Annotated in this window: 15 protein-coding genes; 9 read left to right on the forward strand and 6 right to left on the reverse strand. The window is 71.1% G+C overall.

The genetic code is table 11. The annotated features are described in order from the left end of the window. The 3 genes from J4H91_RS08495 to J4H91_RS08505 all read left to right on the forward strand — a co-directional run. Nucleotides 1-929, forward strand: a 929-nt coding sequence (locus J4H91_RS08495) for an FGGY-family carbohydrate kinase (protein ID WP_243752816.1), incomplete at its 5' end; no start/stop codon positions are given. Between the two features lie 63 nt (nt 930-992). Then, nucleotides 993-2,510, forward strand: coding sequence for an L-arabinose isomerase (araA, locus tag J4H91_RS08500; protein ID WP_208045836.1), 1,518 nt, complete (start codon nt 993-995; stop codon nt 2,508-2,510). A gap of 76 nt (nt 2,511-2,586) precedes the next feature. Further along, nucleotides 2,587-3,531 carry an aldose epimerase family protein gene (locus tag J4H91_RS08505; protein WP_208045837.1) on the forward strand — a complete coding sequence of 315 codons (945 nt, stop codon included), beginning with the start codon at nt 2,587-2,589 and terminating at the stop codon, nt 3,529-3,531. A 34-nt stretch (nt 3,532-3,565) separates the two neighbouring features. On the opposite strand, the gene J4H91_RS08510 is transcribed toward J4H91_RS08505, so the two are convergent. The 5 genes from J4H91_RS08510 to J4H91_RS08530 form a co-directional block, all read right to left on the reverse strand. Further along, the gene (locus J4H91_RS08510; protein ID WP_424960835.1) at nt 3,566-4,420 is read right to left on the reverse strand and encodes a siderophore-interacting protein; all 855 of its coding nucleotides are present in this window, start codon (nt 4,418-4,420) and stop codon (nt 3,566-3,568) included. Between the two features lie 306 nt (nt 4,421-4,726). Next, complete coding sequence (gene purB, locus J4H91_RS08515) at nt 4,727-6,112, reverse strand: adenylosuccinate lyase (RefSeq protein ID WP_208045839.1); 1,386 nt, start codon at nt 6,110-6,112, stop codon at nt 4,727-4,729. A 47-nt stretch (nt 6,113-6,159) separates the two neighbouring features. Beyond that, nucleotides 6,160-6,819, reverse strand: coding sequence for a hypothetical protein (locus J4H91_RS08520; RefSeq protein WP_208045840.1), 660 nt, complete (start codon nt 6,817-6,819; stop codon nt 6,160-6,162). 40 nt (nt 6,820-6,859) lie between these two features. Next, nucleotides 6,860-7,336 carry a low molecular weight protein-tyrosine-phosphatase gene (locus tag J4H91_RS08525; protein WP_208045841.1) on the reverse strand — a complete coding sequence of 159 codons (477 nt, stop codon included), beginning with the start codon at nt 7,334-7,336 and terminating at the stop codon, nt 6,860-6,862. Between the two features lie 33 nt (nt 7,337-7,369). After that, nucleotides 7,370-7,780 carry a phage holin family protein gene (locus J4H91_RS08530; RefSeq protein WP_208045842.1) on the reverse strand — a complete coding sequence of 137 codons (411 nt, stop codon included), beginning with the start codon at nt 7,778-7,780 and terminating at the stop codon, nt 7,370-7,372. A 122-nt stretch (nt 7,781-7,902) separates the two neighbouring features. Between J4H91_RS08530 and J4H91_RS08535 the strand changes: the two genes are divergently transcribed. The 4 genes from J4H91_RS08535 to J4H91_RS08550 are packed head-to-tail and all read left to right on the forward strand — an operon-like array spanning nt 7,903 to nt 13,630. Next, nucleotides 7,903-9,183: an ATP-binding protein gene (locus J4H91_RS08535; protein WP_208045843.1), complete on the forward strand. Its 1,281-nt coding sequence runs from the start codon at nt 7,903-7,905 to the stop codon at nt 9,181-9,183. A gap of 10 nt (nt 9,184-9,193) precedes the next feature. Then, the gene (locus tag J4H91_RS08540; protein ID WP_208045844.1) at nt 9,194-10,888 is read left to right on the forward strand and encodes a tetratricopeptide repeat protein; all 1,695 of its coding nucleotides are present in this window, start codon (nt 9,194-9,196) and stop codon (nt 10,886-10,888) included. After that, nucleotides 10,885-12,480 (forward strand): tetratricopeptide repeat protein, encoded by a 1,596-nt coding sequence (locus J4H91_RS08545; protein WP_208045845.1) that lies wholly within the window; start codon nt 10,885-10,887, stop codon nt 12,478-12,480. Before J4H91_RS08540 ends, J4H91_RS08545 begins: the two co-directional genes overlap by 4 nt. A 43-nt stretch (nt 12,481-12,523) precedes the next feature. After that, entirely contained in the window at nt 12,524-13,630 is a 1,107-nt protein-coding gene (locus tag J4H91_RS08550; protein WP_208045846.1) for a histidinol-phosphate transaminase, read from the forward strand. Nucleotides 13,631-13,675: 45 nt separating this feature from the next. Here J4H91_RS08550 and J4H91_RS08555 read toward each other — a convergent pair whose 3' ends face one another. Beyond that, a complete protein-coding gene (locus J4H91_RS08555; RefSeq protein ID WP_208045847.1) occupies nt 13,676-14,623 on the reverse strand; it encodes a DUF808 family protein in 948 nt (315 codons plus the stop codon). A gap of 135 nt (nt 14,624-14,758) precedes the next feature. Between J4H91_RS08555 and J4H91_RS08560 the strand changes: the two genes are divergently transcribed. Next, nucleotides 14,759-15,940, forward strand: a complete 1,182-nt coding sequence (locus J4H91_RS08560) for a thiamine pyrophosphate-dependent enzyme (protein WP_208045848.1) — start codon at nt 14,759-14,761, stop codon at nt 15,938-15,940. Beyond that, entirely contained in the window at nt 15,937-16,938 is a 1,002-nt protein-coding gene (locus J4H91_RS08565; protein WP_208045849.1) for an alpha-ketoacid dehydrogenase subunit beta, read from the forward strand. The genes J4H91_RS08560 and J4H91_RS08565 overlap by 4 nt, the downstream gene beginning before the upstream one ends. Nucleotides 16,939-16,954: the final 16 nt, after the last annotated feature.

A 16,954-nucleotide genomic window follows, 5' to 3' on the forward strand; every position in this document is an offset into this window, starting at 1 on the left:
TGCTGTCGGCAGGCGAACCCGCAGGATCGCTCACCGAGGAGGGTGCCCGGCTGCTCGACCCGACGGGCGGCCTCGTCGCGGGCATCCCGATGTGCCCGCCCGAGGGCGACGCCGGCACCGGCATGGTGGCGACCTGCTCGGTCGCCCCGCGCAGCGCCAACGTCAGCGTCGGTACGAGCGTCTTCGCGATGGTGGTGCTCGAGCGAGGGATCTCGGCTGCGCATCACGAGATCGACCTCGTCACGACGCCCTCGGGCGACCCCGTGGCGATGGTGCACTGCAACAACGGGGCGAGCGAGCTCGCGGCGTGGGCGGGGCTGTTCCGGGAGTTCGCGGCCGCCGTCGGCTCCCCGGTCGCCGCCGACGACGCGTTCGCCGCGCTCTACGGGGCCGCGAGGCGCGGTGCGACCGACGGCGGGGGCCTGCTCGCCTACAATCACCTCTCGGGCGAGCCGATCGTCGGCCTCGTCGAGGGCAGGCCGCTCGTGGTGCGCACCCCCGGCTCGGAACTCTCCCTCGCGAACTTCATGCGCGTCCAGCTCTACGGCGTGTTCGCCACGCTGAGCCTCGGCATGGAGGTGCTCGCCTCGGAGGGGGTCGCCATCGACCGCGTGCGCGCGCACGGCGGCGTGTTCCGCACCGCCGGTGTCGCCCAGCAGGTGCTCGCCGACGCGCTCGGAGCTCCCGTCGCAGTCGCGGATACCGCGTCCGAGGGAGGGGCCTGGGGCATGGCCGTGCTCGCCGCGTACCTGCACCGCGCCGAGACGCCGCTCCACGAGCACCTCGAGCGGCGCGTCTTCGCCACGACGGAGGTGAGCGTGCTCGATCCCGAGCCCGACGGGGCCGTGGGCTACGCCGCCTACCTCGGCCGATACCGAGCGGGCCTCGCGGCCGAGCGCGCGGCGCTCGCCGCGCTCCCCGCGGGCTGACCCGCGCCGCCGGCTCGGCGACCCCGGACTCCACCACTCAAGACCCCGACGGAAGGACCTTCCATGCCATCCACGCGCACACCGCTGACCACCTCGCTCGACGGGTACGAGGTCTGGTTCGCCACGGGCAGTCAGCTGCTCTACGGCGAGGAGACGCTGCGCCAGGTCGCTGAGCAGTCGCGCGAGGCGGCCGCGGGCCTGTCCTCGCTGCCCGTGAGGGTCGTGTGGAAGCCGGTGCTCACCGACGGCGAGTCGATCCGCCGCCTCGCGCTCGAGGCGAACGCCGATGACCGCGTCATCGGCGTGATCGCCTGGATGCACACCTTCAGCCCGGCGAAGATGTGGATCGCGGGGCTCGACGCACTGCGGAAGCCGCTGCTGCACCTCCACACGCAGGCGAATGTGGAACTGCCGTGGAGCGAGATCGACTTCGACTTCATGAACCTGAACCAGGCCGCGCACGGCGACCGCGAGTTCGGCTACATTCAGACCCGGCTCGGCGTTCACCGCAAGACGGTCGTGGGCCACGTGTCGGACCCCGCGGTGCGCGCGCAGATCGAGCAGTGGCAGCGTGCGGCCGCCGGTGCCGCCGCCTCGCGCTCGCTGAAGCTCGCCCGTTTCGGCGACAACATGCGCTACGTCGCCGTCACCGAGGGCGACAAGACCGAGGCCGAGCTCGTCTTCGGCGTGCAGGTGAACACCTGGGGCATCAATGAACTCGCCGATGCGGTCGCCCGCGTCTCGGAGTCGGACGTCGACGCGCTCGTCGCCGAGTACGTCGAGCTCTACGACGTCGCCCCCGAACTGCTGCCCGGGGCGGAGCGGGCCTCGTCGCTGCGCGACGGCGCGGCGATCGAGCTCGGGCTGCGCTCCTTCCTGGAGGAGGGCGGCTTCGGGGCGTTCACGACGAGCTTCGAGGATCTCGGGGCGCTGAAGCAGCTGCCCGGGCTCGCCGTGCAGCGTCTCCAGGCCGAGGGCTACGGATTCGGGGCCGAGGGCGACTGGAAGACGGCCGTGCTCACCCGCGTCGCCAACGTGATGGGGGCCGGGCTTCCCGGCGGGGTGAGTCTCATGGAGGACTACACCTACGACCTCGTGCCCGGCGCCGAGCGGATCCTCGGCGCGCACATGCTCGAGGTGTCGCCGAGTCTCACGACCGCGAAACCCCGGCTCGAGGTGCACCCGCTCGGCATCGGCGGCAAGGACGACCCCGTGCGCCTCGTGTTCACGGCGGATCCCGGCGCCGCGCTCGTCGTCTCGCTCGCAGACATGCGCGACCGCTTCCGCCTCGTGGCGAACACGGTCGAGAACGTCGAGGCACCGGATCTGCCGAAGCTTCCCGTCGGCCGCGCCGTCTGGAAGCCGGCGCCCGACTTCCAGACCTCCGCCGGCTGCTGGCTCGCCGCGGGCGGCGCGCACCACACCGCCATGACCACGCAGGTCGGGATCGAGGTGTTCCGGGACTTCGCCGACATCACGGGCGTCGAACTCGTCGAGATCGGCGAGGGCACCACCGTGCAGGGCTTCCACCGCGAACTGCAATGGAACCAGGCCTACTACCGCCTGGCCCGGGGGCTGTGAGGCGGCACGGCACGGCCGCCACGGCAGCCAGGCACGGCCGCCGCCGGGGAGGTCAGGCGATGAGGAGGGGCGGAGCGTGACGGAGAAGACCCCGATCTCGGGCGAGCAGTTCGAGATCTCGCGCGGCGATCAGCGCGCCGTGATCGCGTCGGTCGGAGCGAGCCTGCGCGAGTACACCGTGGACGGCCGCAACCTCGTCGTGCCCTTCGCCGCCGACGAGCTCCGGCCGAACTTCCGCGGCACGACCGTGGCGCCCTGGCCCAACCGCGTGGTCGACGGACGCTTCGCGTGGAACGGCGTCACCATGCAGCTGGCGCTCACCGAGGCGGATCGCGGCCACGCCCTGCACGGGTTCACGCCCTGGCTCGCCTTCGCCGCGGTCGAGCGGGAGGCGAGCGCCGTCGTCCTGCGCGGGACGGTCGAGCCGCAGAGCGGTTACCCCTGGCGGATCCGGATCGATACCCGGTACGAGCTCACGGACCGCGGGCTCGCCCAGACCGTCGTCGCGACGAACCTCGGCGACACGGACGCGCCCTACGGCGCCTGCCCGCACCCCTATCTCGTGGCGGGTGAGGGGCCGCTCGATACCTGGCGGCTCGAGCTCCCCGCATCCCGAGTGCTGACGGTCGACGAGGAGAGGTTGATCCCTCGGGGGCTCGAGAGCGTCGAGGTCGACGCGGCCCGCTTCGACTTCCGCGATCCTCGCCCCATCGGCGAGGCGAGGATCGACCACGCCTTCACCGGGCTGCGCCGCGACGCGGCCGGCGAGTCCCGCGTCGAACTGCGCGCCGCCGACGGCTGCGGCGTCGCGATGGTGTGGGGTGCGGGCTGCGACTGGCTGCAGATCCACACTGCGGATCTCCCCGGGGCGACCCGCGCGGAGAACCGCCTCGGTCTCGCGGTCGAGCCGATGACGTGCGCCCCCGACGCCTTCAACGCGGGCATGGACGTCGGTCTCGTGGTGCTGCCTCCGGGGGCCTCGCACGAGGTCGGATGGCGGATCGAGCCGCTCGCCTCCTGATGTGCGACCCGACCCTGCCCGAACCCGGTTCGGCTCAGTCCTCCGGGTCCTCGGGATCGATGGGCGCGTGGTGGTCGAAGTTCGCCATGCCGCGCTTCCAGTAGCCGCTGAGTGCGTACTGCTCGCGCGGCACTCCGTACTCGTACTTCAGGAGTCGGCGCAGCGGCACGAGGCGCGAGGCCTCGCCCGCAGCGAAGAGGAAGGTTCGCTCGTCGATGCCCGCGTCGGCCGCCGCGTCGGCGAGGCTGCCGTAGGGTTCGACGGCGTCGACTGCGCGGCCGCTCTGCTCGCGCAGGTAGTGCTCGGCCCACTCGAGGTCGGCGGGCGAGACGTCGACCACGACCTCGACGTCGGTGGATTCGGGAACCTCGGCGATGAAGCGGCCGGCGGCGGGGAGGGCAGAGGGATCGACGATGCACAGCAGCCGGTCGGCGCCCTGCGGAGCCGAGACCGAGCCTCGGGGTCCGACGGCGACGATGCGGTCGCCGGGCTTCGCCGATGCGGCCCAGGCGGATGCGGGGCCCGGATCCTCGTGCTGCAGGAAGTCGACGTCGAAGGCCCGCAGGCCGCTCTCGGGGTCGGTGCGCACGTTCAGGGGGGTGAAGTCGCGGGGGAACATGGGGGCCTCGGGGCGCACGATGCCGTCCTCGCCCGGGCCGACCGGGGCGGGAGCGACGAGCTCGCCCGTGATCGGGTGCGGGAAGAAGAGGCGCACGTGGTCGGCCGGCCCGCTCGAAACGAAGTCGTGCAGCTCGGCGCCGGTGAAGGTGACGCGCAGGAACGGGCCCGCAGCGGGGGCCACTGCCGATACCGCGATCTCGCGCGCGGTGAAGCGGTGGCGCGTGCGTTCGCGTGCGAAGCGGGCGGTGGGGGTCAGATCGTCGCTCACGGGCATCCCTTCATCAGATGTATTCTTCGAGGCTAGCAGCCGGTGCCGGCGGGCTCGATGATATGAGGGATCAGCGGAACGCCGCACTGCACATCGTGTTGTCCGCTGCACACGGTACTTCCCGGCGATAGCGTGTGCGACGGACGTTACGGTGCGCACCGGGCGCTCCGGCGCGTCGAGGTGTGCACCGCGTGCATCGGCGTGGCATGGACCGAGGGTCGCCTCGGTGCACCAGGATCCCTCGCGGAAAAACGACGGCCGGCCGGTCCGAGGGGCCGACCGGCCGCGGCCCGCAGCGGAGGAGCCTCAGCGCTGCAGGAAGTCCACGAGTCGCACGGCGTCGCCGATGTAGGTGGCGGGGGTCAGCTCGAGCAGGCGCTGCTTCGCCTCGTCGCCGATCTCGAGGCCCTGCACGAACTCCACGAGCTCGGCCTGGCCGATGCGGCGGTCGCGCGTGAGCTCCTTGAGCACGGCGTAGGGATCGGCGATGGAGGAGCGGCCCGCCGTCACCTCCGCGCGGATCACGGTCTGGATCGCCTCTCCGAGCACCTCCCAGTTGCCGTCGAGGTCGGCTGCGAGCACCTCGGGCGCCGCGTCGATCTGCCCGAGGCCGCGCAGGATGTTGTCGAGCGCGAGCACCGAGTGGCCGAGGCCGACGCCGATGTTGCGCTGCGCGGAGGAGTCGGTGAGGTCGCGCTGCCAGCGGCTCGTCACGAGCGTAGAGGCCAGAGAATCCAGCAGAGCGTTCGAGAGTTCGAGGTTTGCCTCGGCGTTCTCGAAGCGGATCGGGTTAACCTTGTGCGGCATCGTCGAGGAGCCCGTGGCCCCGGCGACCGGGATCTGACGGAAGTAGCCGATGGAGATGTAGCTCCAGATGTCGGTCGCGAGATTGTGCAGGATGCGATTCGCGTGCGCGACGCGCGTGTAGAGCTCGGCCTGCCAGTCGTGCGACTCGATCTGCGTGGTGAGCGGGTTCCAGTCGAGGCCGAGCCCCTCCACGAACTCCTGCGACACGGCGGCCCAGTCGACCGTGGGATCCGCGGCGAGGTGCGCGGCGAAGGTGCCGGTCGCGCCCGAGAACTTGCCCAGGTATTCGACGTCGTCGATCTGGTTCAGCTGGCGCTCGAGGCGGTGCACGAACACCGCGAGCTCCTTGCCGAGCGTGGTCGGGGTGGCGGGCTGGCCGTGGGTGCGGCTCATCATGGGCAGCTCGCGGTACTGCTCGGCCTGGCGGGCGAGCTCGGCGATGACGGCGACGAACTTCGGGCGCCACACGTCGGCGATGGCCTGCTTCACGGTGAGCGCGTAGGAGAGGTTGTTGATGTCTTCGCTCGTGCAGCACACGTGGGTGAGCTCGGCGAGGTGCCCGAGGCCCTGCTGCTCGAGGCGCGCGCGCACCAGGTATTCGACCGCCTTGACGTCGTGCTGCGTGGTCTTCTCGGTCTCGGCGAGCTCGTCGATCTCGGCCTGCCCGAAGTTCGCTGCCCACTCGCGCAGCGACGCCAGCTGCTCGTCGGCGATGGGGGAGCCTCCCAGCAGCGAGTGGGAGGTGAGGTAGGCGAGCCACTCGACCTCGACGTGCACGCGGGCCTTGTTGAGGCCGGCCTCCGAGAGGGTGTCACCGAGCCCCTCCACCGCCTTGCGGTAGCGGCCGTCGAGCGGGCTGATGGGCTGCGGGGGGAGCGGGGTCATGTGAGCCTCTCGGGATTGGGGATCTCGGTCCGCCCTCCATTCTCCCACTACTCCAGCCCCACCTCGCCGGTCTCGCCGTCGTAGGTGAAGGTGCGGCCGTCCTGCAGCTCGTAGGTGACGTCGGAGCCGAGCGGCTCCTGCGCGAGCAGGCGCTGTTCGAGGCGCTTGGCGTGCTTCGCGAATTGCGTCTCCTGCTCCTCGTCGGTGCCGAAGCGGGTGGCCGAGCGCATGTCGGTGAGCATGAACTGGAAGGCGAGGTAGGCGCCCGTGTTCTCCTTCGTCTCGGGCATCAGATCCCAGAGCGAGCCGTCGTCGTACATCTGCTGGTAGCGGTCCTCGAGGGCCTGCAGGCGATCGGCGACGGGACCGGTGCCGTCGATCTCGGGGTCGTCGGGCCCGTAGTTCAGTTCGTCGTCGGCATCGGACCCGGGCTGCGGGCGCTCCGTCTTCGGCGAGGGATCCCGATCCGTCTCGGCCTCGGAGCTGCGGGCTCGGTCTGCCCTGCTCTCCTCGGTCTTCGGGGTCGAGAACAGCAGCAGTGCGGTGACGACGGAGCCGATCGCGAGCACGGCTCCCGCGGTGATCGCGATCGGCAGGATGAGCCGCCGACGCTCGGGGGCCTGCGGTGCCGGGGGCGCGTACGGCTGGGGCTGGGGCGCGTGCGGTTCGTTCGGCCGGGGCGCGTACGGCTGCTGCGGTTCGTTCATGATCCCTCGCGTCTCTCCGGGTTCCCGATGCGCCCTCAGCCTATCCGGCCAACTCGTCGAGCAGCGCGGCGCAGCTGCGCTCGACCTGCGCGAGCACCTCGTCGAAGGCCCGCTGCTCGGAGTAGTAGGGGTCGAACACGTCGGGGTCTGCGGGCCGGGAGGGATCGAAGGCCGTGAGCAGCACGACCCGCTCGGATCTCGCACCGAGCCGCAGCAGCTCGCGCTCGTGCTCGCGCGCGAGCGCGATGAGCAGGTCGTTGCCGGCGATGTCGGCGGGGGAGAGGCGAGCGGCGCGGTGCGCGCGGCCGTCGTAGCCCCCGGCCTCCAGCGCGACGAGGGCGCGCGGATCGGCGGGGTCGCCGATGTGGTAGCCGTTCGTGCCGCGCGAGGTCACCGCGAAGCGCTCGCCGATCCCTCGTCGTTCGGCCAGTTCGCGGAAGATGACCTCGCCCATCGGGGACCGGCAGATGTTGCCGGAGCAGACGAAGGTGATGCGGAGGATCTGCGCTGCGCTCATGATCCCAGTCTGCCCGAGCGGCGGGCGACCGCGTCAGTCGTCGCGCTTCTTGCGGTTCGTGCCGAGCAGGCCGTTCAGGATGCCCGAGAGGATCGACATGACGAGCGCTGCGAGCACACCCCACCAGAAGCCCTCGATGCGCAGGCCGAAGCCCGCGAGGTCGGAGAGCCACGCGACGACCGCGAAGAGGAAGCCGTTCACGATGAGCCCGAAGAGGCCGAGCGTGATGATGTAGAGCGGGATCGAGACGAAGCGCACCAGCTTGCCGAGCGTCGCGTTGACGAGACCGAAGACGAGCGCCACGAGCAGCAGGGTGATGAGCGGCGAGTAGTCGTCGGAGCCGATCGGCACGATCCACACGCCGTGCTCGCCGCTGCCGCCGACGATGAGCGTGGTGAGCCACAGCGCGAAGGCGCTGACGAGCACGCGTATCACGGTTCTCATGCCGCCAGTCTGCCAGCTCAGCCTGGGCGCCGCCTCGGGGAGTCGCGCGAGCCGGGGGGCGATGGGGCCGGAGAGTGAGGGAGCGCGACCCTGCCGTCGGAGGCCGAAGGTAGCATTGCACCATGTCCGACGTACTGCTCAACAGCCTGGCCGCCGCGGTGGCCGCGTCTCCGGAGGATCCGGAGCTCCGCGCACTCTACGCCGAGCGCCTGGCCGATGCCGGGCAGCGCGATGTCGCGATCGGGCAGGCGATGGTGGTGCTGTCGAAGAGCCAGGGGCACGCCGGTGCGCAGGCGCTCATCGAGCGGCTGACGGGCGAGGGATCGACTGGAGCACCCGCCGAGCAGAACGAGCCCGAGTCGCGGTCCTCGATCGGCGAGCCCGATCAGACCGAGGGCGTCGACTGGGGGCGCCTCGAGCACGAGATCGGCAATGAGATGCCGCCTCCGTTCGTCGTGCACGAGACGATCGAGACCCCTGAGGGAGTGGTCGCCGCGGTCTCCGACGCGGAAGACTCGTCGAGCATCGCCGAGGTGAGCCGCGAGACCCTCCGCCTCTCGGACGTCGGCGGCCTTATCGAGGTGAAGCGACGCATACACGAGACCTTCCTCGATCCCATCGCGCACCCCGAGATCGCGAAGGCCTTCAAGAAGAGCCTCGGCGGCGGCCTCCTGCTCTACGGGCCTCCCGGCTGCGGCAAGACCTATCTCGCGCGCGCCATCGCCGGCGAGCTCGGTGCGAGCTTCATCTCGGTGACGCTCGCCGACGTGCTCAGCAAGTGGCTCGGCGAGAGCGAGGGCAACATCCACAAGACCTTCGCCGAGGCGCGGCAGAAGGCTCCGGCCGTGCTCTTCCTCGACGAGGTCGACGCGGTCGGCGGCAAGCGCAGCTCGCAGAACTCGCAGAGCCTGCGCAACATCGTGAACCAGCTGCTCATGGAGATGGACGGGGTGGGCAGCGACAACGACGGCCTCTTCGTGCTCGCGGCGACCAACATGCCCTGGGACGTGGACGCGGCGCTGCTGCGCCCGGGCCGGTTCGATCGCATGGTGCTCGTATCGCCGCCCGACGAGCCCGCACGCGAGGCGATCCTGCGCGGTCACCTCGACCAGCGCCCAGTACAGGGCATCGACCTCGAGGTGCTCGTGCGCAAGACCGAGGGCTTCTCGGGCGCAGACCTCAAGCACCTCTGCGACACGGCGGCCGAGAAGGCGCTCGCCGCATCGATCAAGTCGGGCGCCGTGCAGCCGGTCTCCATGAGTGACATGAACCGCGCCCTGAAAGAGGTGAAGCCCTCGATCGGGCCGTGGCTCGACAGCGCGCGCAACGTCGCGAACTACGCGAACGGCGACGGCCGTTACGACGACCTCGTGCGACTGCTGAAGCGCTACAAGCGCCTGTGAGCGCGTCGCGATGAACGATCGGTCGCAAGCGGCGTCGGCGGGCGGGGGGAGCGCAGCCGAGCAGACGCCGGCCCGCTGCTTCGAGCGCGCCGAGGCGCTGAACGGTTTCGGCCGCCGCGAGGAGGCGATCGCCGAGCTGCGGCGCGGGCTCGGGGTGTTCCCCGATGACCCCGAGCTGCTCGGATACCTCGGCTGGCTGCTGTTCTTCGCGGGGGAGCAGGACGAAGCGGAGGACCTCGCCCTGCGCACCCTCGCGGTACGCCCCGCGGACGCCCGCGCACTCAACACGCTGTGCGAGGTCACGGTCGCGCAGGCGCGCTTCGCCGAGGGCGCGGGCTACGCCCGCGAGCTGCTGCGGCACTTCCCCGAGTGGCCCGTCTCCCACCTCCATCTCGCCTACGCTCTCGCGAGCGACGCGAGCAGGCCGTTCAAGGCGCGCCGGCGGCGTCGTGCCGAGGCGCGGGCGAGCATCGACCGCGCTCTCGAGCTCGCCCCGGAGCATGTCGAGACGCTGCGCCGCTCGACCGTCCTGCTGAGACGGCTCGGCGATGCCGAGGCCGCGTCCCGCACCCTCGATCGCGGCCTCGAACTCGCTCCCGACGACGAGAGCCTGCTGCTGCTCGCCGCGCAGCGCGAGAGCGAGAAGACCTCCGGGCCGCAGCACCTGCAGGGGCTCGGCCTGTCGGCCGGTCACCAGGCCGCCGCCCTGCGCATCCTGTCGGGAGTGCTCGCCGACAATCCCCGGCACCGCGGCGTCGCGCGCGCTGTCAGCGACGACGTGTGGGGCCGCAGCCGGCTCCTCGCCGCGATCGGGCTCTGGGTCTGCGTTTTCCTGATGCTCTTCGCGTACCTGGTGTTCGGCGAGCCGATGAGCACGAGCCGCCGAACGCAGGTGCGCGCGGGCGAGGCGCTGCTGATCCTGCCCGCCGCCTGGTTCGTGCTGTTCTTCACGATCAGGGCAAAGGGTCTGCCCAAGCGGTTCATGCGGCGCCTCTACGCGCCCGTGTGGTGGGTGTGGATCGGATTCGTCGTGGCGGCGATCGGCGGGCTCGGAGCGCTGCTGTCGGCATTCTCCCTGGCGCTGCGCTCCGGCGAGACGCAGCTGCAGATGCAGGGCAGCTACGTCGGCGGGATCACGATGATGATCGGCTTCTGCGCCTGGATGCTGCTCATCGCCGAGCTGCTGTTCGTGTTCGCGCGGTTCCGATCCGAGCAGCGCAGTGGACTCTTCCCGGGTGACGACGAGGGACGGGCTGCGGCGCTCGCCGAGCTGAGGGAGCACCGCTGGTCTCTGGTTCGCGTCGGCATAGCCGCGCTGCTCGCCTGCGTTCCCCTCGTGGCGGCGCCGGTCGCGATGCGGCCGGAGGCGGCCGGAGGTTTCGCCGCAGTCGCCGCTGCACTCGCGATCCCTCCCTTGATCGCTCTGCTGCTGCGGGTCGGCCGGGTCCTGAGCCATCGCCGCGGAGGCGACGGCGGTGCCGGCGCGATGCTGTGGGCCGCGCTCATGCTCGCCGCGCTCGGAGTCGCCGGGGTGTGGCTGCTCGCCGACCGTCACGCCGCCGAGCACGATCCGCCCCCGACGCCATGGGAGATCGAGATGCGCGAGCATCAGAAGAGGATGCGCGACTCTATCGGCGACCTCGACATCCCGGATCCGGACGACCTCGACGTGCCGGCCGCGGACCCGCAGGGGTCGGCCCCGTGACCCGGCCGGAGATCGAGGAGAGCCCCACCGGCCGGCCGGGCCCGGGCGACTTCCTGCAACGCGCCGAGGCTCTCGCCGACTTCGGCAGGCCGGACGAGGCGATCGAAGAGCTGCAGCGCGGCCTCGCCGAGTATCCGGAGCACGCGGCGCTGTGGGCGCACCTCGCCTGGGTGCGCTGGGTGAGCGATGACAGGAAGCTGGCCCGCGCAGCAGCCGAGGCGGCGCTCTCCTACGACCCTGATCAGCTCGGCGCCCTGCACACCATGGTGCTGCTGGAGGCGCGTGCGCGTGACGCGCCGGGGGCGCATCTCGCCGCCGACCGCATGCTGCAGCTGGCACCGGACCATCCGGCTTCGCACCTGGACAAGGCGCGGGCGCTCGCGGCCGAGCCCGATGGCTCCCGGCGTCACAGCCGGCTGATCCGCGATGCCGCCTACTGGGCGATGAGTCTGGATATCGATTCGGCCTCGACGGTGGCGCAGGCCGCCGGGCTGCTGCACGGCGTGGTGGGCAAGGCCGAGTTCTCCCAGCTCATCTCGCGCGGTCTGGCACTCGACCCCCAGAACGAGGCGCTGCTGTTCTTCGCGTCCGACGCGCATACGAAGCACGACGGGCAAGTCGTCGACGTGCTCAGTTCGATGCTGGTGCAGAACCCGCAGCAGCGCGACGCGGCGATACAGCTCAATCACATCGTCTGGGAGCGCACGCGTTGGGTCCCGGCACTCGCGGTGTGGGGCATGCTGGCGATAGCGTTGCCGCAGGCAGCCGTCGCGGTGCTCGTGATGGCGATGGTGAATCTCTGGACTCTGGCGCACCGTGTGCGCAGGTCCGCGCCGAGAGGTTTTCTGCGGCGCACCTGGGGCGCCTCGGCTTGGAGCCGAACCGGTGTGATCCTCGGTCTTCTGGGAGCGAGTTGGCCACTGCTTGCGCTGCCGCTCGTGTTCTGGCTGAGGATGCCCGGGCTGCTGGCTCTGGTACCACTGCTGCTGCTCGCGAGCGAGTGCCTCATCGTCTACGCGGGCGATCGCGAGTTGCGGCGCCTGCTCGCACCGATCGGGCCGCGGGCCGCCGATTACACGCAGGATCTGCACCGCGCGGCGTTGAAGGGGTGGGTGCGCATCATCGTCGGCGGCATCGCGCTCGTCTGCGGGCTGGTCGGCCTCGTCACGGGCGCGGGCCGGTGGATGCCGCTGATAGTGCTGGCGGGCCTCGCCTTTGTCATTCCGGCCCTGCTGCGACTCCTGCTGACCCGCGACATGCGGCGGCAGACGGATGAGGGATCCGTGCTCGAACAGCAGCGCGATGTGCGGGCACCGCTGGCCGTGATCGCGGTCTGCGCGGTCGGCCTGGCCGCACTGATGATGGTGCAGCCGCCCGAGATCAGCATCGATCAGGGCCCGCGGCGCGAGCAACCGTCTCCCGAGGACGTGCAGCGCACACGGGAGCAGCTGCACGACTACCTCCAGAACGAAGAGCAGCGCAGAGAAGACCTCGAACGTTCGATGAGCGAGTGGAGCGACTCACTGCGAGATGCGCAGCAGAGGGCCGACGATGTCCCGGCGGTGACGGAGGGAAGCGGGGAGGCGGGCTAGGCGCCGACGCCGGATACCTCGCCGATCATTAGACTCTGGTGGCATGAGTGAGACTCCGGCGCCCCCCGTCCGCATTCGTCCCGAGGTGGCGGCAACGCCCGCATACCGCCAGGGCCAGACGCCGACGAAGCCCGGCTTCAAGCTCTCGAGCAACGAGAACCCGTTCCCGCCGCTCCCCGCCGTGCTCGACGCGATCGCGCGGCGCAGCGCCGAGACCAATCGCTACGCCGCCGCGGGCATGCCCGAGCTGCGGGCCGAACTCGCGGGCCGGTTCGGCGTCGGGCCCGAGCGGGTGCACCTCGCAGCCGGGTCGGTCGCAATCCTCTACCAGCTCGTGCAGGCCGTCGCGGGTCCAGGCGAGGAGTACGTCTTCGCCTGGCCGAGCTTCGAGGCCTACCCGGGTCTCGGACTGGCCTCGGGAGCGACGCCGGTGCCGATCCCGCTCACCGGTGACGCGCGCCACGACCTCGACGCGATGGCCGACGCGATCGGCGACCGCACCCGCGCCGTGCTCGTCTGCTCGCCCAACAACCCGACGGGCCCGGCCGTGCGACGTGAGGAGTTCGACCGCTTCATGGCGCGCGTGCCCGCCGACGTGCTCGTGGTGCTCGACGAGGCCTACCGCGAGTTCGTCACCGATCCCGACGCCGTGCGGGGCGAGGACGTGCTGGGCGCTCACCCGAATCTCGTCGTGCTGCGCACCTTCTCGAAGGCGTACGGGCTCGCGGCGCTGCGCATCGGCTACGGCGTGGGCGACCCCTCGATCCTGTCGGCCGCGGCGTCCGTCGGCATCCCGCTCTCGGTGACGGGTATCGCAGAGAGCGCGGCGCTCGTATCGCTGGAGCCGGAGGCGCGCGCCGCGAACGACGAGCGCATCGCCAGGCTCGCCGCGCGCCGCGACGCGCTCGCCGATGAGCTCCGCGGGCTCGGCCTCGCGGTGCCCGACGCGCAGGGCAACTTCGTGTGGGTGCCGGAGGGACCGGCGGATCGTGGCGGCGTCGCCAGCGCCGCCGGCCTGGCCGCCGCCTTCGCCGAGGCGGGCACCCTCGTGCGGCCCTTCGCGGGGCACGGCGTGCGCATCTCGGTCGGCGAGCCCGAGAGCGTCGACGAGGTGGTGCGCGTGGTGCGCGGTCACCTCGCGCGCGTCTAGGGGCCGCGCGGTTCAGCGTGCGAGGGGTCGGTGCTGCCGCTGCGCTCAGTGCGCGGCCGGCGCTCCCCGCAGTCGCAGCCGCACGCGCGCCACGAGCGCGAGCACGGCCACGACCACCGCGCCCCAGGCGAGGCCGACGACCGCGGAGATGGCGCTCTCGACGAGCCAGGTCACGATGCCCGGCGCGTGCAGCGCGTGCGTGATGTCGTGCAGCAGCCCGTAGGGCCAGCCCCATCCGACCTCGGCGAGGTTCGCGAGCAGGATGTGCCCGCCGACCCACAGCATCGCGATCATGCCGACCACGCTCAGCGCCCGGAACACCCACGGCATCGCCTTCACGAGCCATGTGCCGACCACCTTCAGCGCCCGCGGCCTGCGGCGGCGCAGCCAGAAGCCCACGTCGTCCATCTTCACGAGCAGCCCGACGGTGCCGTAGACCGCCACCGTCATGAGCACGCCGACCACCACGAGGATCGCGAGCCGCATCACCCACGAGTCCGCGTCGATGTTGGCGAGCGAGATGAGCATGATCTCGATCGACAGCACGAGGTCGGTGCGCACGGCGCTCGAGACGATCTGCTTCTCGGAGGTCTCGGTGCGTTCGACGACCTCCTCGACGCTGGGCTCGTGGCCGTGCTTCGGCCCGATCCAGTGCCACACCTTCTCAGCGCCCTCGTAGGCGAGGTAGGTGCCGCCGAGCAGCAGCAGCCACGGGAACACCCAGGGCGCCCAGGTGCTGAGCAGCATGATGCCGACGATGATCGCGGCCTTGTTCGCGAGGGATCCCTTCGTGATCCGCCACACGACGGGCAGTTCGCGCTTCGGGTTGAGGCCCTGCACGTACTGGGGCGACACCGCCGCGTCGTCGATCACCACACCCGCGGCTTTGGCGGATGCTCTCGAGGCGCCTGCGACCACGTCATCGACCGATGCGGCTGCGGCCTTGGCGAGCACGGCGATGTCGTCGAGCAGTGCGAAGAAGCTTGCGCTCACGGTGGGGTCCTCTTGATTCGGTCTGCGGCTGGTGCGGGGGGCCGGTGCGCGAGGAGGGATCCTCGCGGGGAAAAGCGCCCACCTGCCGAGGATATATCCGACGTCGGACAGTGCGCGTCATTACACTGGGTCGGGATGAGCGAGCACGATATTCTGCACAGCGCAGTCGACCCGGAGCCGATCCGCTTCCTCGACGACGCGGGCCGCTACGCGCCCTCAGCCACGGCCGCCGAGTTCGCCGAAGAGCTCGCGGGCGTCGGCGTCGACGAGTTCAAGCAGTGGTACCGCGACATGGTCCACACCCGCGCCTTCGACACGGAGTGCACCCACCTGCAGCGCCAGGGTCAACTCGCGCTGTGGGTGCCGAGCGTGGGCCAGGAGGGCTGCCAGGTCGGCCTCGGTCGCGCCGCCGAGCCGCAGGACCACATCTTCCCCGCCTACCGCGAGCACGCGATCGCGCGCATCCGCGGCGTCCGCCTCCTCGATGTCGCCAAGCAGTTCCGCGGCCTCACGCACGGAGGCTGGGACGTCACAGACCCAGCGAACGGCAACTTCCACCTCTACACGCTCGTGCTCGGCGCGCAGACCCAGCACGCCACCGGCTACGCCCTCGGCCAGCTGCTCGACGCGAAGCGCAACGCCGGGGTCACGAGCATGGACGCGGGTGAGGCCGGCACCGCGACGGGCGAGGCCACGATGGTCTTCTACGGCGACGGCACAACGAGCCAGGGCGACGCGAACGAGGCCATGATCTTCGCCGCGAGCTATCAGACGCCCGAGGTGTTCGTCGTGCAGAACAACCGCTGGGCCATCTCGGTGCCCGTCGCGCGCCAGTCGCGCACCCCGCTCTACCGCCGCGCGCTCGGCTTCGGGCTGCGCGCCGTGCAGATCGACGGGAACGACCCGCTCGCGGCATACGCGGTGGGTCGACGGTTCCTGCGGGAGGCGCGCGAGGGGGGCGGCCCCGGCTACATCGAGGCGCTCACCTACCGCATCGGCGCGCACACGACGAGCGACGATCCCACCCGCTATCGCGAGCACGGCGAGCTCGAGCGCTGGCAGCAGCGCGACCCGATCGCCAGGCTCGAGGCGCACCTGCGGGAGCAGGGCGTCGAAGACGCCTTCTTCGCCGAGGTCGCGGAGGCGGCCGCGAGCGAGGCGATGGCCGTGCGCGATGCGATCCTGACCCTGCCGGTGCCCGAGGCCGACGCGATGTTCGAGCACGTCTACTCCGAGCCGCACCCGCGCATCGAGGAGCAGCGGGAGTGGCTCGACCGCTACGAGTCGTCATTCGCGGACGAGGAGGCAGCCCGATGAGCTCCGTCACCACCCTCTCCGAGCGCACGAACCTGCCCCTCGCGAAGGCCGTCAACGAGGGCCTGCGCGCGGCCATGGCCGCAGACGAGAGCGTCATCCTGATGGGCGAGGACATCGGCCCGCTCGGCGGCGTCTTCCGCGTCACCGATCGCCTGCAGGCCGATTTCGGTTCGGCCCGCGTGCTCGACACCCCCCTCGCAGAGGCCGGCATCGTCGGCAGTGCGATCGGGCTCGCGATGCGCGGCTACCGGCCCGTCATCGAAATCCAGTTCGACGGCTTCATCTTCCCGGCGTTCAACCAGATCGTCACGCAGCTCGCGAAGATCACGAGCCGCCACGACGGCGCGATCCCCATGCCGATCGTCATCCGCGTGCCCTACGGCGGGCACATCGGCGCCGTCGAGCACCACCAGGAGAGCCCGGAGGCCTACTTCGCGCACACTCCCGGGCTGCGCGTCGTCGCGCCGTCCACCCCGAACGACGCCTACTGGATGATCCAGCAGGCGATCGCCTCGAACGATCCCGTGCTGTTCTTCGAGCCCAAGGCGAAGTACTGGATGAAGGGCGACGTGGATCCCTCGGCCCCCGCCGCAGATCTGCACCGCAGCCGCATCGCGCGCGCGGGCACCGACTGCACCGTCGTGGGGCACGGCGCGATGGTCACGACGCTGCTGCAGGCGGCCGAGATCGCGCAGTCGGAGGGCACGAGCCTCGAGGTCGTCGACCTGCGCAGCCTGTCGCCGATCGATTACGGGCCGCTGCTCGAGTCGGTGCGCAACACGGGCCGCCTCGTCGTGGCTCAGGAGGCGCAGGGCAACGCGAGCCTCGGCGCGGAGATCGCCGCGCACGTCGCCGAGCACGCCTTCTACTCGCTGCAGGCGCCCGTGCTGCGCGTGTCGGGGTACGACGTGCCGTTCCCGCCCGCCCGCCTCGAGGGGTTGTACCTGCCCGACGCGGATCGCGTGCTCGAAGCCGTCGACCGCACCATGCACTACTGATTCACGATCCGGAGCG

Source organism: Leucobacter ruminantium, from assembly GCF_017565705.1.
Lineage (GTDB): Bacteria > Actinomycetota > Actinomycetes > Actinomycetales > Microbacteriaceae > Leucobacter > Leucobacter ruminantium.